The organism is Flavobacterium muglaense, assembly GCF_014305155.1.
GTDB lineage: Bacteria > Bacteroidota > Bacteroidia > Flavobacteriales > Flavobacteriaceae > Flavobacterium > Flavobacterium muglaense.
Genome location: NZ_JACRUK010000035.1, coordinates 21,050 through 42,913 on the forward strand (window position 1 = coordinate 21,050; position 21,864 = coordinate 42,913).

A 21,864-nucleotide genomic window follows, 5' to 3' on the forward strand; every position below is an offset into this window, starting at 1 on the left:
TTATAATTTAAAAGGATTTATGTTGTAATGGCTTTTGTGCTTCGACATAAGGACCATGTTTTATTTTTTTGTTTACAGAGTAGATAAATAATACCAACAATAAAGAGTAGACAACAGTAAATAACACTAAAGAAAATACGATCTGATTTGAGGACACCTCTTGCGAAAACGCTCGATTAGTGCGTAATAACCCATAAACTACCCAAGGTTGTCTCCCCATTTCGGCGGTAAACCAGCCTACTTGATTGCCTATTTGGGGTAATATTACCGAAAATGAAAAAATCCACATCAACCATTTTGTTTCAAATAGTTTGCCGCGCCACCATAAAAAACTACCGTATAAACTGAGTCCTATCAAGGCCATTCCTATAGCAATCATGATGTGATAAAATTGAAAAACAGCATTTATTTGACTCGGTCTATCTGCTACAGGGAAGCTGTTTAAACCTTTGATTGGTGCATTAAAATCTTGATGCACTAAGAACGATAAACCACCAGGAATACCAATTCCAGTTACTTTTTGATGTTCTTTATCCACCCATCCTAAAAGGTATAAATCTGCGGGGGCATCTTTTTCAAAATGTCCTTCCATGGTAGCTAGTTTTGCGGGTTGATTAACGGCAACACCATCGGCAGAACTATGCCCTGATACTAATTGCGTAAGAGAAAATACGGTGGCGACTACTAAAGCTATTTTGAACCCTTTTTTCGAGATTTCAATATAACGGCCTTTACGGATGTAGTAGGCGTGAACACTCAAAACTAAAAAAGCACCAGCCAAAATAGCCCCTTGCCAAGTGTGAATAATGCGGTCCACACTAGAAGGATTAAAAACCATGGCCCAAAAATCAGTGACTTCGGCCCGTGCATTTAGACCTTCGCCCACAATATGATAGCCTGCGGGAGTTTGTTGCCAAGAGTTGGCTACAACAATCCAAACGGCTGAGAACATAGATCCTAAAAACACCCCTAAAGTAGAAATGAAATGCACCTTAGGACTCACTCGATTCCAACCAAATAGGAGTACACCCAGAAAAGTACTTTCAAGCCCAAAAGCAAATAGTCCTTCGGCAGCCAATGCACTTCCAAAAATATCACCTACATAGCGCGAATAGACAGCCCAATTGGTTCCAAATTCAAATTCCATTATAATTCCTGTGGCAACACCGATACCAAAGGTGAGAGCAAATATTTTAATCCAAAAACGAGTTAGGATTTCATAATCTTTATTTCCAGTTTTAAGATATAGGCCTTCAGTGATAACCATAATTAATCCTATCCCTATACTTAATGGAGGATAGATATAATGAAATGCAATGGTAAAGGCAAACTGGATACGGGCAAGTATTTCAACATCCATGAGGTAGTAATTTTGTATTCAAAAGTAAGTGTAAATTTACCATAAAAGCGTGACTTATGTTACATAGAAAACAAATTAATAAGTAGTTTTTTGTGATGTTTCGGCTGGAATATTAGCTGTTTTTTGGCTAATTTTTAAATTGTTTTTTGTACCTATAAATAAAAATTTGTTTAACTCATTGATAGTGTGTTCTTATTTTTTTTTCGAATAAATAACTACTATTAAAGTGCAATATTTGGCTGTTTGAGTTCGTTGTTATGAATGCTGTATTGGTAGCTAAAAGTAAGTAGCGTTCCGTTTTTTAGACGAGGTTTTTGTTGTAATGGCCTGCTAATTATATAAAAAGAAGTAGATTTGTAACAAAGGAACTGTTATAAATAGATTCTTTATAGCTGTTAATACTAGGCTTTTCATTTTTTTATGCAACATTAAAAACGACTTCTTACTAATGATCACTACCCATACAAAACGTCTAAAATTGATTTTCAAAACAAGTTTTTTAGTGCTTGTTTTAAGTAGTTTTAGCCATCCGATTGCAACCAAAAACAGCCAAGTTGGTACTGAAAAAATCACATTCAAAACCAATAATTCAGTAGTGCCAACTAATAGGGATGATGATTTGCGAGAGGATATTCTGCGCTTTGGGCAAAGTTTACTGGGTACTCCGTACGTGTATGCTGGTACAAGTGCTAAAGGTTTTGATTGCTCTGGTTTTGTCTATTATGTTTTTAAAAATTTTGATATCAAAGTACCAAGAAGTTCCTCGCAGTTTAAAAATTTCGGACAAGAAATTCCGATTGCAGAAGTAAAAAAAGGAGATATATTACTTTTTTTAAGTCCAACTAGAAAAGCCATAGGTCATGTTGGTATTGTTTCGGAGGCGAACGGAATGGATAGTAACTTTATTCACGCATCTTCAAGTCGGGAAATGAAGGTTATGATTTCGAGTCTAAAGCAAAAAGGATACACCAGAAGATTTGTAAAAGCAGTTCGTGTGCTAGAGTAGCAACCTTTGTGGTCCTACAATCAATTTCCAAGTTAGAAACACACATTAAAATAAAACAGGCATTTATTTGTACTGTTATTTCCTGCTATTTGTAAAAAAAATAGTATATCTTACTTTAAATTAAAACGATACTAATTATGAAGAATAAAATAGATAAAAATTGGATTTTAGAAAGCTGTTTGGCAAATCAAAATGAGCTTATAGCTAATTTTCAAAAACGGGAATCCGAAATTAATGACGCTGCTTTCAAGAAGAATGCATCTGCTAGTCAAAGTGAAGACCGTAGCGCAGGTAAATATGAATTGCTAAAAGCAATAGGGGATGAACTGGCTTTCGCCCAAAAAGAGTTGGCTTTTTTAAGTGATCTCGATGTGACTACTGAAAGTACTGTTGTAGAACCAGGCGCAGTTGTTGTGACTGATAAACTGACTTTTTTCATTGCAATTTCAAGTGATAAAATAGAAAAAGACCAATCTACAATCGTAGGTATTTCAACCAGAGCACCTATCTATGCGAGCATGAGAGGATTAGAAAAAGGGAATTCTTTTCAGTTCAATGAGACGACTTATGTTATTGAAGATTTGTATTAAAAACAAAAAAAGCTTCGAATTAAGTTGATTTGTTGTTTTTGAAGTAGTTAGATAAATTTAAAGTAGTGGGTGTCAAATTTGTGAATATCTATTTGATGAATTGGCGATTTTTTTTTCTTTAAAAATCTATCTTTGACATCCTTAAAAAATAAAATTATGAGCGCAACTTGGTACGAATGCAAAGTAAAATATAGAAAGACAGATGATACTGGAACACAAAAAGTGACTACTGAACCGTATTTAGTAGATGCTTTATCATACACAGAAGCAGAAAGCAGAATCAATGAAGAGATGTCGGCTTATATCAGTGAAGAATTCAAAATCACGAATATAAAAGTAGCAAATTATGCAGAGATTCACCCTTTTGAAAACTGTGACCGTTGGTTTAAGTCGAAAGTATCTTTGCTCGCTTATGATGAAGAAAGCGGAAAAGAACGCAAAACGAATATGTATATTTTATTGCAAGCCAATGATGTAAAAGAAGCTTTTGATAATACAACAGCTGTGATGAAAGGTACAATGGGAGATTACAGTATTCCTGCTATTACAGAGTCTCCGATTATGGATGTATTCCCCTATTTCTCTGGAGAAGAAGGAGATTTAGAAAAAATAGAACGTTTTAATGTTTTAAAAGCATCCAAACCTGAAGTAGTCGCAGATGTAGAAGATCATATGGAGTTTGCAACTGAAGAAGAGGTGGAAGAAGAAGCTGCCCTATAATATTTTTTCTTTACAATAACACCGCAAATTCGCAAATTAGTATAACCATTTTTTAAGTGGTTTAATTTGCGAATTTGCGGTTTTTTATTCGATCAATGTTCAACTAATCTTGAATTGCCAATACTTTTTCATACGCTTTTCTAGGACTTCCTCTAAAGAAAACTTCGCCACAAAGAGTATATCCTAAACCTTCAAAAACCTTCATCATCGGGATATTGTCAAAATTCGTATCGGCTTTAACGCTATAAATATGATTCTTAAGCGCCAATTCTTCAATAAACCCCATGATTATTTTGGCAAGACCTTTTCCCAATTGACTTTCTGAAACTGCTACACGATGAATAACAACAAAATCCCCATTAGTCAACCATTTTCCTTCTATTCCAGCATATGCAGGCTCATCATTTAGTAAAACGGCGGTGTACCCAATAATGGTTTCTTGATCAACTAAAACATAACCGTAGCCTTTTTCGATATCATTTTGTACCACATCAGGATTGGGATAACCATCCTGCCATTGATTGCTACCGTCTTTTTTGCGTCGAATAATGGCTTGCTGTAAAATTTCCCAAACCGTATTTTTCTCGGATAAATCTGCTTTTCTAAAATGGTAGTTCATGGTGTGTTTTAAAGTTGTGGTGAAATAAGAAATCAAAATTAAGTTTTATTTTCGGTTATTTCTAAATGGATTTATAAGATGTTAATGCAAGTAATAAATGCGTAAAATTCAAGACTTTACGCATTTAGAATTAAACAATTGAAGTTGTTTTAAAATTTATAACTGTAGCCAAATCGTACGACTTGGGTTTCATAATAATCATTGCTGGTATATTTGAAACCTTGACCGTCAATTTGTTTTTTGATGATCATAGTATTCAGCAAATCAGTTGCGTTTAAAAACAGTTCGCCTTTTCCTTTCTGAATCGCTTTTTTTAATCCTAGGTCTAATGAAAAACGCGATTGTATTTTTCCTTGCGGAATAATATCGGGTGCTAAATAAACGGTCGTAAGTTGCGCATCAATTCCGTTTGCAAAATGAAAGCTATTATTCAGTTTTAGGTTACCCGAAATTAATTCTTGCTGATCAGCAGCGAATGTATGTGTCGTAGGGTATTTGTTTTCGACCGTGAAAGCATCAATTTGATTGCGATAGGCGTTCAAGTTTATATTGAATGAATACAAGCTAGATAGCTCTTGTGCCAAAACCATTTCAACTCCCGTATTGTAACTCTTATTTACATTTTGAAAAGTAGCATAAATTAAAGTGCTAGGAGGCACAGTACTTGAAATTCGAGTGATGGTTCCGGTAGCAAATCGATGGTAAAGGGCAGCATACAAACTTCCTTTTTCCCAACTTGTTTTAAATCCCATTTCAACCGAATTGGTAAATTGTGGTCGTAAGGCTGGGTTTCCAACTTTGATAATCTCCGCATCATCATATTTTGGAAAAATACGAATATCCACTTCGTTAGGCCTGTCAACTCGTCTATTATAAAAGATAGAAAGTTTATCGTTGTCATTAATTTTATAAGCCAAGCGCATAGTAGGAAACGGTTGTGTGTAGTTGTAACCGTCACTTTTATACACTACATGCCCCGGATTTACATCGTACTGAATTTTGACATATTCCAGTCGCAATCCCAGTTCTGCTTCCCATTTTTTATTTTCAAAAATATAGTTTCCATAAACTGCAGGAATCAATTCTTTATAAGTCGCCCATCCGCCTGCATTGTTGTCTAGAACCGAATTTGCTCCTGAAATAAACAACATATTAGTGGGGATATTGCGGTTTCTTAGTTTAATTCCCGTTTCTAATCGGCCGTATTTTAAGGGTTTGATGTAATCAATATTAAAATCATAGACTTGCTCATCAGACAATAGTTTAAATGCATCTGTTCCAGTTGAGGATGGCAAATAATTGTCGTAAAAATATTTTTCGTCTTCTCTATGAAAGGTGTAATTAAAACCAACATTCAATAAACGACCGGCTTCCTTAAATTTATGTTGGTAACTAGCTGTGGCCATAACAGTAGTTTTCAATTCGTCTTCTAGAAACTGCCACAAACGCAATCGCTCTGTAAAATCACTATTAAAAAACGGTTGGTCACCACGATCAATTATTTTTTCGCTCCCAAAAAGTCCAGAGATTGTTACTGAATTTTGGTCGTCAATAGCGTAATCAATCCCCGATTTTAAGGTGGCAAACTGCGTATTTCTATTTCTTTTCAATTGCGAATTTATTATGGTTCCGTCATCATACGTTCGGGTCACAAATTCGTTTTTATTGAGTGTTTCGGTGTACAAATAATCCCCTTGGAAAAACACATTTACTTTGTCTTTTCGGTAGTTTAGCGATAGACTGGGGTTGATTTTTGGGGTAAAAGTGTATTGCGGTCTTATGGTGGGTAAATTCTCTTTTCGAACCCATAAAGAACCCAAACCTGTTGTTAAACCCAGCTTCCCATTAAACCCATTTTTTTTATTTTTTTTGTAAATAATATTGATTATTCCCGCATTTCCGTTTGCATCATATTTAGCCGAAGGGTTGTTGATAATCTCGATACGCTCAATCGCTGAAGCTGGAATGTTGTCTAATCCAGTGGCGTTTCCAAAACCCGTTAAGGCCGTTTGTTTTCCGTCAATAAGCACTGTTACTTTATCGTTTCCGCGCAATTGCACTTTTCCGTCTTGGGTGGTTACGCTTGGTAAGTTTTGCATGGCTTGCAATACTGAGCCTCCATTTTGACTGATGTTATCGGTAAGCGAAAATGTTTTTTTGTCCATCTTATCGCTGATCTCTTTTACTTTTGTAGTAATGACAACCTCGTTTAGCGAAGTGGATTCTTCTTCAATTTCAATGGTTTTTAAATCCAAATAATCCGAAAGTTTCCCAACATATAAGGATTGTTTTTTGGTTGCATACCCAAGATATGAAACAACTATAAAGTAATTTCCAGAAGGTATTTTAGACAACGAAAATCGGCCTTCTTCGTCCGTTACTGTCCCGCTAACAAATGCGTTGTCTTTTTCGGTTTTCACCACAACATTTACATAGGGAAGTGCACTATTATCTGTTTTGCCCTTGATTAATCCCGAGACAGTAACGCTTTTGTCTTGAGCAAATACGGCTGCCGAGAAAAAGCTTATAAATAGTAAAGTGTAAATTAATTTGGTTTTCATTCTGATCTGATGTTTTAATTTTATTTGTAATCTAATATTTTTCAGTTCTTGTAAAATAGAAGTACAAAGTTGCCATTCAATTTGGAAGAAATTTAGAATTTTTTCGCTTTCGCAAAAGTAAATTTCAAAACTGTACTTTGAAAGAATGCAGTTGCTCTTTAAAAGTATAAGAAACGGTCCAATTATTAACGGTTGCAATTTTCTGGATAATCGCTAGTCCCAAACCATTGCCATGATCAGAAGGATTTGACTTTGAAAAACGATTGAATAATTTATCTGTAATCAACGCTTTTGATTGTCCCGAATTTGAAAAAATCAAAGCGTTATGGCCTGTTTTTACTTGAATAACACCTTCGTTTATATTGTGTTTGATGGCGTTAAGAAACATATTGCTAATCATAATCTCAGCATGTACAGGGTTAGATTGAACAAGTAGATTTTCAGTTAACTGAAGCTGAATCGTTACCTTTTTTGCGAAAGCCTGTTCCCTAAAAAAATCAATATTTTTCTGGATGATTTCTGGTATATTAATCGTTTGTTTTTGGCTATAGTTATCATTTTCTAATTTAGAAAGCAATAGCAAATTCTTGTTCAACCGTGTCATACGAACAATAGTTTCGTTTATGGAACTTAGTTCTTGGTATTGTTTTTCGGTAAAAGAACCCGTTTGTACAAAACTGTCTATTTTGGCCTGAAAAACAGCCAAAGGGGTTTGTAATTCGTGAGCGGCATTTTCTATAAACTCCCTTTGTGAACGATAAATGGAAGTGTTTTTGACTATTAATTTTTCGATACTAGCATTCAATCTGTTGAATTCGGCGATGGTTGTGGCAGGGAATTGTGGTAAATTAGATTTATCAATTTCAAATTGTTCTATTTGCGCAAGTGTTTTATAAAAAGGCTTCCAGAGTTGGACTGATAATCGTTTAGTGATCACGAATAATCCCAGGAGTAGGAGAGAAATGATACTTAGAAATAGGATTGCAATATTCTGCATTAAATCCTCAGTTTCTACTAAACTGATGCGTTCCATGTAGCTATACGGTTTGCCTTCAATGGTAATTGTAGCATTCAATTCGCGGTACGGTTCAATCTCGTTGTCTAAAACATCGTGATAGGATGTATAAAATAGCGTATCGGTTTTTATGTTTTTAAAAACTTGAATCTTGCTGTTTCTATTGTATGCATTCCATGGTGCAATTTCGCTAACTTTTAATGTAGGTAAAGTGAATTTTACAAACTCATTTTTATGCAAAAGGAGCGTATCATCCGTCTCATCAATGTATAATTTTTTAGTGCTATAATAAAATAAAGGCGCCGAAACTACGAGTAGTAACACCGAAAAAAGCACATAAGCTCTGGAGGTTTTATAAAGTAAGTTTTTAGTCATTTTGCCACTTATAACCCAGTCCGTAGACGGTTTTTATATAATCATCGCAACCGGCCTCTTTCAGTTTGTTTTTGAGATTTTTGATGTGTGCATAAACAAAATCGTGGTTATCTAGCATATCAGCCATATCGCCCGAAAGGTGTTCAGCAATGGCGCTTTTAGGCAATACTTTGTTCAGGTTACCTATTAAATACAGCAATAAATCAATTTCTTTTTTAGTGACGGCAACTTGCTCGTTTTTTACTTTTATTGCTTTTGCAAGTGTGTCAATTTCAATTTCGTTAAAAACGACAAGATTATTACCATTAAAGTTTTTACGCCTAATTAAGGCCTGAATGCGCACTAAAAGTTCCGATAAATGAAAGGGTTTTGTCATGAAATCATCGGCGCCAAGTTGGAAACCTTCGATTCTGGTTTCTAAGTTCTCCTTGGCCGAAAGGATGATGACACCTTCGGTTTTGTTTTGCTTTTTAAGTTCTTGTAACACCGAAAATCCATCGCCATCTGGCAACATCAAATCAAGTAAAATACAATCGTATTCATAGTTCGAAATCTTATCAATTGCCGCTTGGGTAGTAGACACCCATTCGCACACAAAATCTTTTCCTGTCAAATAGCTTTGTATGCTATGCGCCAAGTCTTTTTCGTCTTCTATGAGGAGTAATTTCATGAAAGCAAAGATAAGCAATCAATTTAGAAGAAATTTAGAATACCCTTTTATTCCTTTTTTGTGTAATGAAACTGACAATCATTCACGTGATGCTGTAAAGGTCAATGCCGTTCGATCAATTACTTTTACTTCGCTTATGGCTTTCATAAAAACTGCATAATCAACTTCAAGCGAATTTGATTGTGGCAATGACTTTAAATTCTCCCCTAAAGCGAAAAGAGCAATTGTGTATTCGTGTTTTCCTGGACCCTTGGAGCAAGGCGAAGTATAGGAGACTGCTGTTTTGTCTTTATTAGCACCCATAAACCAGTTGGGATTATTGGCCGTTTTGTACGGAATATTCGAAACAGAAGGATCAATATTCCATAAAAGTAAATACGAGTTGACTTCTGATTTGTCGTCTTTTTTCGGGTAGTGGTACATTATAATAGCTAGCGATTTGGTTCCTTTGGGCACATTAGACCAAGACAAAGGAATAGAGTTCTCAATGTCGTTAATTTTTTCTTCGCATTGGTACGCTGGTAGCAGCACGCCTTTCTCCACAGCAGGACTCGTTATTTTAAAATTAGTATTAATAGTTTTAAAATCATCATATTTTTGATAAGTAGCTGTGCTGTTTTTATGTTGGCAAGCATTCATGAAAAATGCAATTGCGGTAACTGAAAGGAATATTTTCAGGGTATTTAAGTACTTCATCTTATTGAGTTCTATAAGGCGTTTGATAATTTAAATCGACAACCAAAAGTAAAAAAAAATAGGAGTCAAAACATTTGTAATGACTCCTATCTCGATTATTAACAACCTTTATTATTATAATTAAGCTTTATTTACGTTTCACAGGACAACCAATCGCTTTTGTGAAGCTTGGGTCTGGTTTTTTTCCATTTTCTAATGATTCAATGGCTTTTTCAACGTATTTTATTTTCACCTCTTTCGCAGATTTGGCATTATCATCAATCGTACCTATGTATTGCACCTTTAAATCACGATCTAATAAAAACACATGTGGCGTTCTAATAGCGCCAAATTTTGAAGAAACTTTTTGATCTTCATCAGCTAAATATACATACGGAAACTTCTTTTCTTTGGCTCTTTTTTGCATAGATTTAAAATTCTCGCCTTCATTATCTTCATTTGCATTAGGATTGATGGTAATAACGGAGTATCCTTGGGGCGCATATTTTTTATGTAATGCAATTAAACGGTCTTCATACATTTTAGCAAATGGACATTCATTGCATGTAAAAACAACGATATAACCTTTGGCACCCTTTATATTTGCTAATGAAAATGGTTTGTTATCTACATTTTTTAGTTTAAAGTCGGTTGCTGTGTCGCCTAGTTTATACCCGCTCATTTCTTCCAAGCTTTCTGTTTGCTCCGGATTATGTCCACCGGGAGGAGGGCCAGAGTGTTTTCCATCTTTAGGTGGTCCTTGTCTGTCTTGAGCATTCATAGTCGCATTTATAAAAAAACTGCTAACTAAAAGGATCATCGTTAAAAGTGCATTGCTTTTTTTCATTGGGAATTGTTTTATTGATTTATAATTTTGTTAATTTCATTTTCTAAGTCTTTACTGTCTACAAAAGCCCGTTCATGATACGATCTGTTTTTACTGTTAAATAGTATGGTAAAAGGTAATGATCCGGACCAATTAGGGTTTATTTTATCAATCCAGCCGTTAGCATCAGGATCATCAAGAATAACCACCTTTGCAGTAATGCCTTTTTTCTTTAAAAAGGGCTTTAATGATTTTTCAATATTTTCAGGAAAATCAAGGCTAACTAGTAACAACTCTACAGTAGGATTGTTCTTTTTATATTCGGCAATTATAGGCAATTCTTTTACACAGGGAGCGCACCACATGGCCCAGAAATTGACAATATATACTTTATCGGTCTCGGTGTACAATAGCGGTTCTAGTGATTTGAAATCATAAACAGCAATTGCATCTGTTGCCGTGCTACTTTTTTGTGTTTCTGTTGCTTGTGCATAAAAGAAAGGGCTAATAAAAAAGCAGGTTATCAAGAGGTAAGCTTTCATGTTTTTATTTTTTATTAGGTTAAAGATGCAATTCTAATATATCATTTAAAAAGCAAATAGACGTTTAGGGATATTCAACCTATAAACTATCTTATTTTATAGATGGAATTATGCTCTTTTTAGTTAATTGCTAAGCTAGGGAGTTAGTATTTTTTTCTAATAAAAAACGCAAAAGCGTTGAACGTTTTGCGTTTAATTGAGTGCTATTTTTAACTGTTTTACTAAGCTGATGTAAAAGAGTTTTAAAATTATTTGTGAAGTGGCGATAAGCCTACTTATGATTGCTATTTTTTTTGTAGTCTAATATGTTTTTAGTTAGTGTTTTGTAAAGCGGCAATAATGTCGTCTGGTTCTGAACGAGTTCTATAATCAACATTAACATAGTTCCATGCCACTTGGCCATCACTACCTATAATAAATGTAGCAGGAATTGGTAGTATACTTCCGTTGCCATTATTTATTTTGTCGAGGTCAAGGTTGCGATCTACACGCATATGCGCTACTAAGAATTCTGGTACTTCCCATGCAACACCATATTGTGAAGCGACTTTGGCATCTTGGTCAGACAACACAATAAAATCCATTTCGTTAATTTCATTTTTTGTCAATGATCCGTCTGGAACCTGTGGACTGATGGCAACCAATGTTGCACCCAGTGCATGAATTTCGCTCAATCGGGCTTGCAAAGCTCTTAGTTGTAAGTTGCAGTACGGACACCAATCACCGCGATAAAATGTAACAACAAGCGGACCTTTATCAAGTAAACTTTCTAAGGATATCAATTTGCCTTGGGCGTTAGGGAGTTCGAATTGCGGTGCTTTTTGCCCAACTTTGATAGCATCTGCGCCTTGTTGAAAAGCTTTTGCCTTGTCAATGATAGCGTCAACATTGCTCATGAAATCAGGATTTGCTTGGCGTCCTGCTGCAATTTTGGCGTCTGTTTGTTCTTTTAAATAGCTCATAATTTTGCTTTAATTTGTATCGTTTTATCGATTCGTATTGCTGTTAGTTGTTGTAAATATTTGACTTTTCTAAGGTCATTTCAATGATCTAATCAAATGGATCAATTACCAAATGGATGATTTATTTTTAGTGTAGAATGTAATGGAGAAAATAGCTAAACAAGATTTGGATCACAATATTAGTGTTCTAATAACAACTTGTTTTCCTCAATAGTGTTATGCTACCGAAAAAGGTGTTAAAGTATCACTACAAGGTTTCGTTTTAAATTGAACATAGTTCATTACTGTAATAGTTAGTGATAAAGCGCTGTTTTTACTTTTTTAGTAGTGTATTGAGATTCTCAAAAAACATTTTCCATCCGTGTTCTATTCCCGAACTAAGAACCGTTTCTTTTTGTTGCTCGGTTGCAAAACTTGAATATAGTTTCAGTATGGTTTTGTTTTCTAAAGGCTCGAAAATTATTTCGGTAATAATAGGTTCGTTATTGGCTCTATCATCATCCCAAGAATCTTTATATACCATTCGATTTGGTTTGTCAAGCAATAGATATTCTCCTCTTGTAGGATAAATTTCTCCTTCTGGGGATTTCATGTGTATGCTAAAGTAGCCACCAACTTTTAAATCCATTTCGGCTTGTGCAATTGAAAAACCAGTAGGGCAAAACCATTTTTTAAATAACTCCAAATCAGTCCAAGCTTGGTAAACGGACTCACAATTGGCGTCTATTTCGTGTTCAAGTAGCGCTATTGGCTCCAGATAGTTGTCTGTTTTAAAAAGTGTTTTCATGTTTTCTATTTTTAATAACCAACAAAGTTTTTATTACTATTTAAAATTAAGCAAAAAAAACAGAACTTTTTAAAGCAGCAGTAATAAGATAGTAGTCTTAAATAATTACTGTCATCATTAAAAAGGGTAATAAAAAAACGGCATCTAGTTTTACTTAAACGCCGTTGTTATTATTTTATAAAATGGATATTATCGAATTGCTTTTACAAAATCGGCAATTTTAGTAGTTCCGTTTTCGGTTAGATGCTGGATGAACGCACTTCCTATAATGGCACCTTGTGCAAATTGGGTAGCTTGTTTGAAAGTTTCGGCATTGTTGATTCCGAAGCCTATAACTTGTGGGTTTTTCAAGTTCATGCTAGCAATGCGCTTGAAGTAGTCTTCTTGCGTAGCTCCAAAACCAGATTGTGATCCCGTAACACTTGCTGAACTTACCATATAAATAAACCCATCAGAAACACTATCGATAAAATGAATGCGCTCATCGCTGGTTTGTGGTGTTATTAAGAATACGTTGATTAAACCATATTTCTCAAAAGTAGCTTTGTACTCATCAGCATACACATCTACGGGTAAATCAGGAATGATCAAACCGTCGATGCCTATTTCTTGGCATTTTTTGCAAAAATTTTCTATTCCGTATTGTAACATTGGATTGAAATAACCCATTATCACTAAGGGAATCGATACGGTTTTACGAATGTCTTTTAATTGGTCAAACAACACTTGCGTTGTCATTCCGTTATGTAAAGCTTGCGTTGAACTCGCTTGAATAGTTGGTCCATCAGCTAATGGATCACTGAAAGGCAAGCCAATTTCGATCATGTCAATGCCGCTTTTTTCTAAATCTTCAATGATTTGAACGGTGTCGGTTAAGCTAGGATATCCAGCAGAAAAATAGATAGATAGTATTTTTTTGCCTTGTTGTAATTTTTGATTTATTCTGTTCATTAGTATGTTGTTTATTCAGCTTGTGCTGCTGTATTGATTGGTGTTTTGTCTTTTTTATGTGGTAGCACTGTATGCCCACGCTACTTCATTAGACTGTAATTGCACTTCAATTCGTTTGTAATATTTGCCTTCATAGGTATCAGCAAGTTGTAATTCGCGAACGGTCAATTCATACAACATCCCGTCGATGGTGTCTTCATTGTTATTTGTGGCTGCAATAATAGGGTAAGGTTCCATTCCAAACTCTTCTTCGATTAGGATTTCTTTTACTACGTATCCCATCAAGGTTACAGGAGTTCCTTGAAGTGAGCGTCCAAAAATAGTTTGCTGAATGTCATTTTCTTTTAATGAACCGTATGCGAATAATTTTTCCATTTTTTCTGTTTTTGAAATTGTAATATGAAAACTAAATCTTCTTGTTTTGTTTGCGTTAGGGATAGTAGTGAAAATCCTTTATTAGCTCGTTTTTTAACGAGCTAATAAAGATTGTAACGAATAGCCTGACCGCTTTTTCAGCGGTAACGCCCAACTATAATTTGAAATAATCAATATAAGTGTTCAAATCCTTGTCGCCACGTCCCGAAAGGTTGATGACCACAATATCGTCTTTTTTAAATTTCATTTCGTCTAGAACGGCAAAGGCATGTGCACTTTCAATGGCTGGTATCAAGCCTTCTAATTTGGATAATTTCAATCCCCAATCCATCGCCTGCTCATCTGTAATTGAGATGAACTGCGCACGTCCTGAAGCGAACAGATGGGCGTGCATAGGACCTACACCAGGGTAATCTAATCCCGCCGAAATGGAGTAAGGCTCCGTGATTTGACCATCTGTGGTTTGCATCAACAAGGTTTTACTTCCGTGAATGACACCTACTTTTCCTAAAGCAGAAGTAGCAGCACTTTCGCCAGAATGTACGCCCAGACCAGCAGCCTCAACAGCGATAATGTTCACGTCTTTTTCGTCAAGAAAATGATAATATGCACCGGCAGCGTTACTACCACCACCTACGCATGCAATTACGTAATCTGGGTTTTCACGACCTTCTTTTTCTAGTAATTGCGATTTTATTTCCTTAGAAATCACCGATTGAAAACGCGCCACCATATCAGGATAGGGATGCGGTCCAACCACAGATCCGATGATGTAATAGGTGTCTACAGGGTTGTTGATCCAGTCGCGAATGGCTTCGTTTGTAGCATCTTTCAAGGTTTTTGAACCCGAAAGTGCAGGACGAACCTCAGCGCCTAGCATTTTCATACGAGCCACATTTGGGGCTTGACGCTTGATGTCAATTTCGCCCATGTAAACAATACATTCTAATCCCATTAAAGCACAAACCGTAGCAGTTGCCACACCATGTTGGCCAGCACCAGTCTCGGCAATGATGCGTTTTTTACCCAAACGCTTGGCTAATAATATTTGGCCAATAGTATTGTTGACTTTGTGCGCACCCGTGTGACACAAATCTTCTCTTTTTAGGTACACCTTAGTGTTGTACATTGCAGACAGACGCTCTGCAAAATACAAAGGAGTAGGGCGACCTACATAATCTTTTAGTAAGGCGTCAAATTCGGCTTGAAATTCTGGTTCAGCCGTGATTTTTAAATAATTCTGACGCAATTCTTCTACATTTGGATATAACATTTCAGGAATGTAGGCTCCTCCAAATTCACCGTAATAGCCTTTTTCGTTTACATTGTATGACATCTTTTTATTTTTTTATTGTGGATCATTAAATGTAGAGACGCACTGCAGTGCGTCTCTACAGAATGATATATTTTTTAATCCAGGTTCTATTTCAAATTTACTGTTGACGTCTATGGCGTGAACGGGTAAATTGGTTTTTAAAATTTCATGAACGGCATCCATTTCTTCTAGACCTATTCCGCCGCTCAGGAAGAAGGGTTTTGATGATGGATATTTCTCGAGCACTTTCCAGTCAAATGTGGTTCCGTTTCCGCCGGGTAATTTTCCTTTTGTGTCAAAAAGGAAATAATCACAAACCGATTCAAATGGTTCAAGTACCGCAAAGTCAAAGGTATCCAAAATTGAAAACACTTTTATGATTTCGATATGGTTTAACAATGATTTTTTTAATTCGGCACAAAAAGCCACTGATTCCTTACCATGCAGTTGCACTGCTTGTAAATCGTGTAATTCCACTTTTTGAACAATTGTTGCTACCGATTCATTGACAAAAACGCCCGTTTTCTTAATGGATTTTGGCAGTTCAGGAATGATTCCATCAAAATAGCGAGCCGATTTCTCCCAAAATATAAATCCCATATAATCGGGTAGGAGTGTACCTAGCTCGAGTATATTATCGGGGTATTTCATACCACAGATTTTTATCCCCACCCCGGCCCTCCCCGAAGGGGAGGGAGACGTTGTGTTATGTTTGATTGCGTTGTTCATTGTTTTGTGATTTAGCGTTCCATTTTTCTGGCGAAAAATCGAACGCTTTGTTTACTCTTACTTCTTTTATTTCCCCACAAAAGGGGAGTTCCCCCTTCGGGGGCTAGGGGGCTAATTGCTTGATAAATTCCGTTGCAGCTTGACCTGCATTATCGGTTTTCATGAAGTTTTCGCCTATTAAAAATCCTTTGTATCCGTACGGTTTTAATTCGGTTATTGCTTCGATAGAACTGATGCCACTTTCGGAAACTTTTACAAAGTCATTCGGAATTTGATTCGCCAATTGCTTGCTGAAATCCAAACTTACTTCGAAGGTTTTCAAGTTTCTATTGTTTACCCCAATCATATCTAAAGTAGGCATAATTGATTTTTCTAATTCTTCTTGATTGTGAACTTCTAATAATACTTCAAGACCTAATTTTTTTGCAAATTCGGATAATGATTTGATTTCGTCACGCGTTAATACCGCTGCGATTAGTAAAATTAAATCTGCACCATGTGCTTTTGCTTCTAATATTTGGTATTCGTCTACGATAAATTCTTTTCGCAATAACGGTATATTCACTGAGGCTCTTGCCAACAATAAATCATCCAAAGAACCTCCAAAGTATTTTCCATCCGTTAAAACCGAAATTCCGCAGGCACCAGCGCTTTCATAGCCTTTTACCACTTCTTCTACAGTGAAACCGTGATTGATTACTGACCTAGAAGGGGAGCGGCGTTTGTGCTCAGCAATGATTCCTGTATTACTATTCTTTAAATTCTGACTTAAAGAAATAGTTTCTTTCCCGAAAAATACCGAAGCTTCCAATTGGGAAACCGGAATGATGGATTTTTTGAGAATGACTTCTCGTTTTTTATCAACTATTATTTTATCGAGTATGTTCATTCTGATTTGTTTAAAGTTTTCTTTGTTTAAAGTTTAAAAGTTCTCGGTTTGACTAACTTTAAACCTTAAACTTTAAACTTTTTTTTATTTACTTAACTCTTGCAATTTTGTCAATGCTTTCAATCCTTTTCCTGAAAGTAAACTTTCTTTGGCTTGGGCAAAACCTTCTAGTGGTGTGCAATTGGTCACTGTTGCAATTGCCATGGCAGCATTGGCGCAAACCACATTGTTTTGTGCTTCGGTTCCTTTACCCGAAAGGATATCTGTAAAAATTTGTGCTGATTCGTCTATTGTTTTTCCACCTTCTATTTCGCTTTGGGCTAATAAACCCACGTTGAAAGTTTCGTGTGTCAACATGCCTTCCATGCTGCTGGTGATGATTTTTGTTGGGCTTGTTAAGGAAATTTCGTCATATCCGTCCAATGAATGTAGAATAGTAAAATTCACATCGGTATTTTGATATAAGTAGGCATACATTCGAGCCAGCTCTAAGTTAAAAACCCCAACCAATTGATTTTTTGGAAACGAAGGATTCACCATAGGACCCAACATATTGAAAAAGGTTTTTACGGCTAATTCTTTTCGAATAGGCCCCACGTTTTTCATAGCGGGGTGAAATAGGGGAGCGTGCAAAATACAAATTCCAGCTTGATCGATAGATCGTTCAAGGAAATCGGCATCATTACTGAATTTGATTCCTAAATTCTCCATCACATTGCTCGAGCCGGAGATCGATGAAAGTCCGTAATTTCCGTGCTTTGCCACTTTTACTCCCGCGCCAGCTGTAATAAATGAAGCTAGAGTTGAGATGTTGAAAGTGTCTTTTCCGTCACCACCCGTTCCGCACAAATCGATTGCATTATACTGCGATAAATCCACGCGAATACACAATTCTAAAAGCGCTTCACGAAAACCAGCTAGTTCCTCGATACTGATGCTACGCATCATGTACACGGTGACAAAGGCCGAAATCTGGCTTGGGTTATAACTTCCGTTTGATATGTTAACCAACACCGCTTTAGCTTCTTCTTTTGAAAGCGTTTCGTGATTGATTAGTCTATTTAATATGTTTTTCATTAGCCTCCCCCAACCCCTCCGAAGGAGGGGAGTAGCCTATTGGGGTAAATAGGGTTTTAAATTTATAATGTCTTTCGCTAGTTTATTAGCCCTTAGAGATTTGGGTGCTTTTTACCCAATTTTCTAACATTTTTTTTCCGTTTGGTGTCAATACACTTTCTGGGTGAAATTGTACGCCTCGTACATCATACGTTCTGTGGCGTAAGGACATTACTTGACCATTTTCATCGAATGAAGTGGCTTCAAGCACATCTGGTAAATCAGCATCCACTACCCATGAATGGTAACGTCCTACCTCAAATTCGTTGCCTAATCCTTCAAATAAAAGCTCGTCATCGACTACTGTTTTTACATTAGTAGCGATTCCGTGATATACTTTATCTAAGTTAGAAAGTGTTCCGCCATATACTTCGCCAATGGCTTGTTGACCCAAACATACGCCAAAGATACTTTTGGTTGGACCGTATTTTTCGATCACTGCTTTCAACAATCCCGCTTCATCTGGAATTCCAGGACCAGGAGAAAGTAATATTTTATCAAAATGAGCAATGTCATCAATAGCAAACTCATCGTTTCTATACACAGTCACTTCACAGTTTAAATCCTCTAAGTAATGTACTAGATTGTAAGTGAAGCTATCGTAATTATCTATAACTAAAATTTGCCCCCTAGCCCCCGAAGGGGGAACTGTTGGAGTAGATATGTTGTTAATCATTTTTTTATTTTTTTACTAATTGATGTTTTTTTTATTCCCCCTTAGGGAGTTAGGGGGCTAGATTGTTTCGGCTAAATCCAGCGCGGTATTCAATGCTCTTAACTTGTTATACACTTCTTGCATTTCGCTTTCTTCATCAGAGCTCGCTACAATTCCGGCACCAGCTTGTGAGTGCAATTGGTGGTTTTTACTCAGGAAGGTTCGAATCATAATTGCGTGGTTAAAGTTACCTTCAAAATCCATGAAACCGATGGCGCCACCGTAGAAATTACGATTTGTTTTTTCATAGTCTTCAATGAGTTGCATCGCTCTGTGCTTTGGTGCTCCACTCAATGTTCCTGCTGGAAAAGTATCGGCTACTACTTGCATCGTGGTTGCTTTTTCGTGTAAATGTCCTGTTACTTTGGAAACCAGATGAATTACGTGAGAGAAAAACTGTACTTCTCTGTAGCGTTCTACATTTACGTTATGACCGTTGCGACTCAAATCATTGCGAGCCAAGTCGACCAGCATCACATGTTCGCTATTTTCTTTTTTATCTTCGGATAATTGTTTCGCTAGCACAGCATCTTTTTCATCATCACCTGTACGCTTGAAAGTTCCAGCAATTGGGTGAATTTCGGCTTTACGATCTTTTACAATAATTTGCGCTTCGGGCGAAGATCCAAAAATTTTAAAGTCACCATAATCAAAAAAGAAAAGGTAAGGAGAAGGGTTGATGCTTCTTAATGCTCTGTAGACATTAAATTCATCTCCTTTAAATCCTTGTGTAAATCGGCGAGATAATACCAATTGAAAAACATCGCCACGGAAACAATGCTTTTTGGCCAAAGCCACATTGTGTTTGAACTCTTCATCAGTTAAGTTAGAGAACCCTTCGCCTTCTTTGGTAAATTTATACGAAGCAATATTTCTAGATTGTAACAGTTGTTCCATCTCAGAAATATTGTTTTTATCCTCTACACTGTGGCAAAAAAGATAAGCTTGATTCTTGAAATGGTTAATGGCAATGATATTTTGATAGACTGCATAATACACATCAGGGATGGTATTGCTGTTTTCTTTTTTTGCAATTTTTACTTTTTCAAAGTAACGAACCGCATCATAAGAAATGTACCCAAATAAACCATTATTGATGAATTTGAAATCATTTTTCTCTGATTTAAACTGTCGTGAAAATTCTTCAATTATTTCAGGAACATTTGTAGTTGCATTGATGGCTATTTTCTCTGAAGTGCCATCAGGATAGTTTTTGAAAATGGTTTCGTTTTCAATTTTTATCGAAGCAATAGGATTACAACAGATGTACGAAAAACTATTGTCACTCCCGTGGTAGTCACTACTTTCAAGCAATAAACTGTTAGGGAATTTATCACGTATTTTTAAATAAACGCTTACAGGAGTTATCGTGTCGGCGAGTATTTGTTTGTATTTAGTGTTTAATTTAAATGATTTCAAGGCTAATAAATTTATATGATTTGTAATTCATTTTTATTCAAAAAAGTATAAAAACAGAAAAAGGCTTGTCGTGATGACAAGCCTTTTATATTTGTATTCAAAAAATACTATAGGAGCTTAGTTCACGACGACTGACGTAAATTATTCCACCACCAAGTATTGTTTGTAATTGTTTTCATAAGTCAAAGATATAAATATAATTTTGTATGACAATCAGTTAAAACCAAAAAAAATCTATTATTTTGATGTTTTTTGTTAGAATAATTAAATGTACCCCATAAAAAACCCAACAATTGCTTGTTGGGTCCCTTTATATCTTACTTTAAAAAAAAGAATTAGAATTTTAAAGCTACAGCTAATTCAAATTCGTCAGAGATTGCTTTGTCTCCTAAGTTGTCAAAAATACTTCCTGAACCGTATTTAATGTCATATTTAGTTCTGTCTACCATAAATTTTGTAGTAGCAGTGTTTCCTTTTACAGCCATTTCAAAAGTAACTGGTTTCGTAATTCCTTTGATAGTCAAATCAGCAGTTACTGTATATAGGTCTTTAGATTTTGTTCCGATAGTTTTGAAAACCAAAACAGAAGTTGGGAATTTTTCAGTTCCGAAGAAATCTTCTCCTTTTAAGTGACCGTTTAATTTCCCTTGGTACTCACCAGTTAAGTCAGTTGCAGTTAATGAAGTCATATCTACCGTAAATGTACCACCTGCTAATTTAGTTCCTTTGAAAACTAAAGCACCATCTTTAAGGTTTACAGTTCCATTGTGTTGACCTGTTACTTTTTTTCCAACCCAGTTGATTGTACTTCCTGTAACATCTACTTTTTTAGTTTGTGCTGTTACTGATGCTGTAGATAAAACTACAACTAGTGCTAATGCGATTGCTTTTAAATTTTTCATTTGTTTAATTTTTGTGTTTGTATTTAGTTTAATTTGAGTTCGAATTATAATTATATTGTGATGAATAAATCTTCGTTAGATTTTCTTACTTTAATGTAATGTTGTGTGTCATCCTCAGCGTGACGGTAACCTACAGGAACGATTACGGTTGCGTTTAAGTTTAATTTATCTAGGCCTAATATTTCATTAAATTGAGCGGCATTAAATCCTTCCATAGGAGTTGCATCAATATTTAACTCGGCAGCGGCGCTCAATAAATTTGCCATTGCAATATACGTTTGTTTTGCTGTCCAGATACTTTTAGCGTCTTCAGGCATCGGGTTGATGGTGCCTTTCATGAAATCGCCATAACCAGCAAGAGCTTCGATAGGAAGCTTTCTTGTTTCGCTAGCATTTTTCAAATAAGCATCTATTTCAGTATTCCCTACATTGGTTTGCGATGCAAATACAAAGATATGCGATGCATCTGCAACTTGAGTTTGTCCGTAAGAAGCAGCAACTAACTTCGCTTTTACCTCATCACTTTCGATAATTAATACTTTGTATAATTGTAATCCGTACGAAGATGCACTTAGGCGAACGGCTTCTTTTAAGAAGGCAAGGTCTTCAGTACTTACTTTTTTACTGTTGTCGTATTTTTTTGTGGCATAACGCCAATTTTGATGGTCTAATACCGAACAAAAATATAATATAAACCAATTTTGATAATTGGTTTTTTTATATTATATTTGGTCTATATTATAAC

General features: G+C 35.8%; 23 protein-coding genes. 3 read left to right on the top strand and 20 right to left on the bottom strand.

What is annotated here, in order from left to right:
• Nucleotides 1-7: 7 nt before the first annotated feature.
• Nucleotides 8-1,360: a cytochrome ubiquinol oxidase subunit I gene (locus H8R24_RS12925; protein ID WP_187019673.1), complete on the bottom strand. Its 1,353-nt coding sequence runs from the start codon at nt 1,358-1,360 to the stop codon at nt 8-10.
• Nucleotides 1,361-1,808: 448 nt separating this feature from the next.
• Here H8R24_RS12925 and H8R24_RS12930 point away from each other — a divergent pair, with 448 nt between their 5' ends.
• The 3 genes from H8R24_RS12930 to H8R24_RS12940 all read left to right on the top strand — a co-directional run bounded on the left by H8R24_RS12930 (nt 1,809) and on the right by H8R24_RS12940 (nt 3,676).
• Nucleotides 1,809-2,366, top strand: coding sequence for a C40 family peptidase (locus H8R24_RS12930; protein ID WP_187019671.1), 558 nt, complete (start codon nt 1,809-1,811; stop codon nt 2,364-2,366).
• Nucleotides 2,367-2,503: 137 nt separating this feature from the next.
• Complete coding sequence (locus tag H8R24_RS12935; protein WP_187019669.1) at nt 2,504-2,956, top strand: hypothetical protein; 453 nt, start codon at nt 2,504-2,506, stop codon at nt 2,954-2,956.
• A 156-nt stretch (nt 2,957-3,112) separates the two neighbouring features.
• On the top strand, nt 3,113-3,676 hold the full coding sequence (locus H8R24_RS12940) for a DUF4494 domain-containing protein (RefSeq protein ID WP_187019667.1): 564 nt from the start codon (nt 3,113-3,115) through the stop codon (nt 3,674-3,676).
• 103 nt (nt 3,677-3,779) lie between these two features.
• Here the strand turns inward: H8R24_RS12940 and H8R24_RS12945 are convergent, their stop codons facing one another.
• The 19 genes from H8R24_RS12945 to H8R24_RS13035 all read right to left on the bottom strand — a co-directional run bounded on the left by H8R24_RS12945 (nt 3,780) and on the right by H8R24_RS13035 (nt 21,811).
• Nucleotides 3,780-4,295 carry a GNAT family N-acetyltransferase gene (locus H8R24_RS12945; RefSeq protein WP_187019665.1) on the bottom strand — a complete coding sequence of 172 codons (516 nt, stop codon included), beginning with the start codon at nt 4,293-4,295 and terminating at the stop codon, nt 3,780-3,782.
• A gap of 149 nt (nt 4,296-4,444) precedes the next feature.
• Entirely contained in the window at nt 4,445-6,856 is a 2,412-nt protein-coding gene (locus H8R24_RS12950; protein ID WP_187019662.1) for a TonB-dependent receptor domain-containing protein, read from the bottom strand.
• Between the two features lie 124 nt (nt 6,857-6,980).
• Complete coding sequence (locus tag H8R24_RS12955; protein ID WP_187019659.1) at nt 6,981-8,246, bottom strand: sensor histidine kinase; 1,266 nt, start codon at nt 8,244-8,246, stop codon at nt 6,981-6,983.
• The gene (locus tag H8R24_RS12960; RefSeq protein ID WP_187019657.1) at nt 8,239-8,916 is read right to left on the bottom strand and encodes a response regulator transcription factor; all 678 of its coding nucleotides are present in this window, start codon (nt 8,914-8,916) and stop codon (nt 8,239-8,241) included. Before H8R24_RS12960 ends, H8R24_RS12955 begins: the two co-directional genes overlap by 8 nt.
• Before the next feature lie 78 nt (nt 8,917-8,994).
• On the bottom strand, nt 8,995-9,612 hold the full coding sequence (locus H8R24_RS12965; protein WP_187019655.1) for a YbhB/YbcL family Raf kinase inhibitor-like protein: 618 nt from the start codon (nt 9,610-9,612) through the stop codon (nt 8,995-8,997).
• Nucleotides 9,613-9,739: 127 nt separating this feature from the next.
• Nucleotides 9,740-10,438: a thioredoxin family protein gene (locus H8R24_RS12970; RefSeq protein WP_222617405.1), complete on the bottom strand. Its 699-nt coding sequence runs from the start codon at nt 10,436-10,438 to the stop codon at nt 9,740-9,742.
• An 11-nt stretch (nt 10,439-10,449) separates the two neighbouring features.
• Nucleotides 10,450-10,959 carry a TlpA family protein disulfide reductase gene (locus H8R24_RS12975; RefSeq protein WP_187019653.1) on the bottom strand — a complete coding sequence of 170 codons (510 nt, stop codon included), beginning with the start codon at nt 10,957-10,959 and terminating at the stop codon, nt 10,450-10,452.
• A gap of 311 nt (nt 10,960-11,270) precedes the next feature.
• Nucleotides 11,271-11,921 (bottom strand): peroxiredoxin-like family protein, encoded by a 651-nt coding sequence (locus tag H8R24_RS12980; protein ID WP_187019652.1) that lies wholly within the window; start codon nt 11,919-11,921, stop codon nt 11,271-11,273.
• A 313-nt stretch (nt 11,922-12,234) separates the two neighbouring features.
• Nucleotides 12,235-12,708, bottom strand: coding sequence for an SRPBCC family protein (locus H8R24_RS12985; RefSeq protein ID WP_187019650.1), 474 nt, complete (start codon nt 12,706-12,708; stop codon nt 12,235-12,237).
• Nucleotides 12,709-12,897: 189 nt separating this feature from the next.
• Complete coding sequence (gene trpA / locus H8R24_RS12990) at nt 12,898-13,659, bottom strand: tryptophan synthase subunit alpha (RefSeq protein WP_187019647.1); 762 nt, start codon at nt 13,657-13,659, stop codon at nt 12,898-12,900.
• Between the two features lie 54 nt (nt 13,660-13,713).
• Nucleotides 13,714-14,034 (bottom strand): gamma-glutamylcyclotransferase family protein, encoded by a 321-nt coding sequence (locus H8R24_RS12995; RefSeq protein WP_187019645.1) that lies wholly within the window; start codon nt 14,032-14,034, stop codon nt 13,714-13,716.
• Nucleotides 14,035-14,188: 154 nt separating this feature from the next.
• Nucleotides 14,189-15,370, bottom strand: coding sequence for a tryptophan synthase subunit beta (trpB, locus tag H8R24_RS13000; protein WP_187019642.1), 1,182 nt, complete (start codon nt 15,368-15,370; stop codon nt 14,189-14,191).
• 12 nt (nt 15,371-15,382) lie between these two features.
• Entirely contained in the window at nt 15,383-16,021 is a 639-nt protein-coding gene (locus H8R24_RS13005) for a phosphoribosylanthranilate isomerase (protein ID WP_449404290.1), read from the bottom strand.
• A gap of 160 nt (nt 16,022-16,181) precedes the next feature.
• The gene (gene trpC, locus H8R24_RS13010; RefSeq protein WP_187019637.1) at nt 16,182-16,967 is read right to left on the bottom strand and encodes an indole-3-glycerol phosphate synthase TrpC; all 786 of its coding nucleotides are present in this window, start codon (nt 16,965-16,967) and stop codon (nt 16,182-16,184) included.
• Nucleotides 16,968-17,051: 84 nt separating this feature from the next.
• Nucleotides 17,052-18,044, bottom strand: a complete 993-nt coding sequence (gene trpD / locus H8R24_RS13015) for an anthranilate phosphoribosyltransferase (protein WP_187019635.1) — start codon at nt 18,042-18,044, stop codon at nt 17,052-17,054.
• A gap of 85 nt (nt 18,045-18,129) precedes the next feature.
• Nucleotides 18,130-18,759 carry an anthranilate synthase component II gene (locus H8R24_RS13020; RefSeq protein ID WP_187019632.1) on the bottom strand — a complete coding sequence of 210 codons (630 nt, stop codon included), beginning with the start codon at nt 18,757-18,759 and terminating at the stop codon, nt 18,130-18,132.
• Nucleotides 18,760-18,816: 57 nt separating this feature from the next.
• On the bottom strand, nt 18,817-20,217 hold the full coding sequence (locus H8R24_RS13025) for an anthranilate synthase component I family protein (RefSeq protein ID WP_187019630.1): 1,401 nt from the start codon (nt 20,215-20,217) through the stop codon (nt 18,817-18,819).
• Between the two features lie 335 nt (nt 20,218-20,552).
• On the bottom strand, nt 20,553-21,119 hold the full coding sequence (locus H8R24_RS13030) for a YceI family protein (RefSeq protein ID WP_187019627.1): 567 nt from the start codon (nt 21,117-21,119) through the stop codon (nt 20,553-20,555).
• 50 nt (nt 21,120-21,169) lie between these two features.
• Nucleotides 21,170-21,811, bottom strand: coding sequence for an NAD(P)H-dependent oxidoreductase (locus tag H8R24_RS13035; RefSeq protein ID WP_187019719.1), 642 nt, complete (start codon nt 21,809-21,811; stop codon nt 21,170-21,172).
• Between the last annotated feature and the right edge of the window lie 53 nt (nt 21,812-21,864).

What these genes read in the sequence shown, in the direction of transcription:
- H8R24_RS12925 (WP_187019673.1), bottom strand. Translation starts at nt 1,360, where the DNA reads ATGGATGTTGAAATACTTGCCCGTATCCAGTTTGCCTTTACCATTGCA.
- H8R24_RS12930 (WP_187019671.1), top strand. Translation starts at nt 1,809, where the DNA reads ATGATCACTACCCATACAAAACGTCTAAAATTGATTTTCAAAACAAGT.
- H8R24_RS12935 (WP_187019669.1), top strand. Translation starts at nt 2,504, where the DNA reads ATGAAGAATAAAATAGATAAAAATTGGATTTTAGAAAGCTGTTTGGCA.
- H8R24_RS12940 (WP_187019667.1), top strand. Translation starts at nt 3,113, where the DNA reads ATGAGCGCAACTTGGTACGAATGCAAAGTAAAATATAGAAAGACAGAT.
- H8R24_RS12945 (WP_187019665.1), bottom strand. Translation starts at nt 4,295, where the DNA reads ATGAACTACCATTTTAGAAAAGCAGATTTATCCGAGAAAAATACGGTT.
- H8R24_RS12950 (WP_187019662.1), bottom strand. Translation starts at nt 6,856, where the DNA reads ATGAAAACCAAATTAATTTACACTTTACTATTTATAAGCTTTTTCTCG.
- H8R24_RS12955 (WP_187019659.1), bottom strand. Translation starts at nt 8,246, where the DNA reads ATGACTAAAAACTTACTTTATAAAACCTCCAGAGCTTATGTGCTTTTT.
- H8R24_RS12960 (WP_187019657.1), bottom strand. Translation starts at nt 8,916, where the DNA reads ATGAAATTACTCCTCATAGAAGACGAAAAAGACTTGGCGCATAGCATA.
- H8R24_RS12965 (WP_187019655.1), bottom strand. Translation starts at nt 9,612, where the DNA reads ATGAAGTACTTAAATACCCTGAAAATATTCCTTTCAGTTACCGCAATT.
- H8R24_RS12970 (WP_222617405.1), bottom strand. Translation starts at nt 10,438, where the DNA reads ATGAAAAAAAGCAATGCACTTTTAACGATGATCCTTTTAGTTAGCAGT.
- H8R24_RS12975 (WP_187019653.1), bottom strand. Translation starts at nt 10,959, where the DNA reads ATGAAAGCTTACCTCTTGATAACCTGCTTTTTTATTAGCCCTTTCTTT.
- H8R24_RS12980 (WP_187019652.1), bottom strand. Translation starts at nt 11,921, where the DNA reads ATGAGCTATTTAAAAGAACAAACAGACGCCAAAATTGCAGCAGGACGC.
- H8R24_RS12985 (WP_187019650.1), bottom strand. Translation starts at nt 12,708, where the DNA reads ATGAAAACACTTTTTAAAACAGACAACTATCTGGAGCCAATAGCGCTA.
- trpA (WP_187019647.1), bottom strand. Translation starts at nt 13,659, where the DNA reads ATGAACAGAATAAATCAAAAATTACAACAAGGCAAAAAAATACTATCT.
- H8R24_RS12995 (WP_187019645.1), bottom strand. Translation starts at nt 14,034, where the DNA reads ATGGAAAAATTATTCGCATACGGTTCATTAAAAGAAAATGACATTCAG.
- trpB (WP_187019642.1), bottom strand. Translation starts at nt 15,370, where the DNA reads ATGTCATACAATGTAAACGAAAAAGGCTATTACGGTGAATTTGGAGGA.
- trpC (WP_187019637.1), bottom strand. Translation starts at nt 16,967, where the DNA reads ATGAACATACTCGATAAAATAATAGTTGATAAAAAACGAGAAGTCATT.
- trpD (WP_187019635.1), bottom strand. Translation starts at nt 18,044, where the DNA reads ATGAAAAACATATTAAATAGACTAATCAATCACGAAACGCTTTCAAAA.
- H8R24_RS13020 (WP_187019632.1), bottom strand. Translation starts at nt 18,759, where the DNA reads ATGATTAACAACATATCTACTCCAACAGTTCCCCCTTCGGGGGCTAGG.
- H8R24_RS13030 (WP_187019627.1), bottom strand. Translation starts at nt 21,119, where the DNA reads ATGAAAAATTTAAAAGCAATCGCATTAGCACTAGTTGTAGTTTTATCT.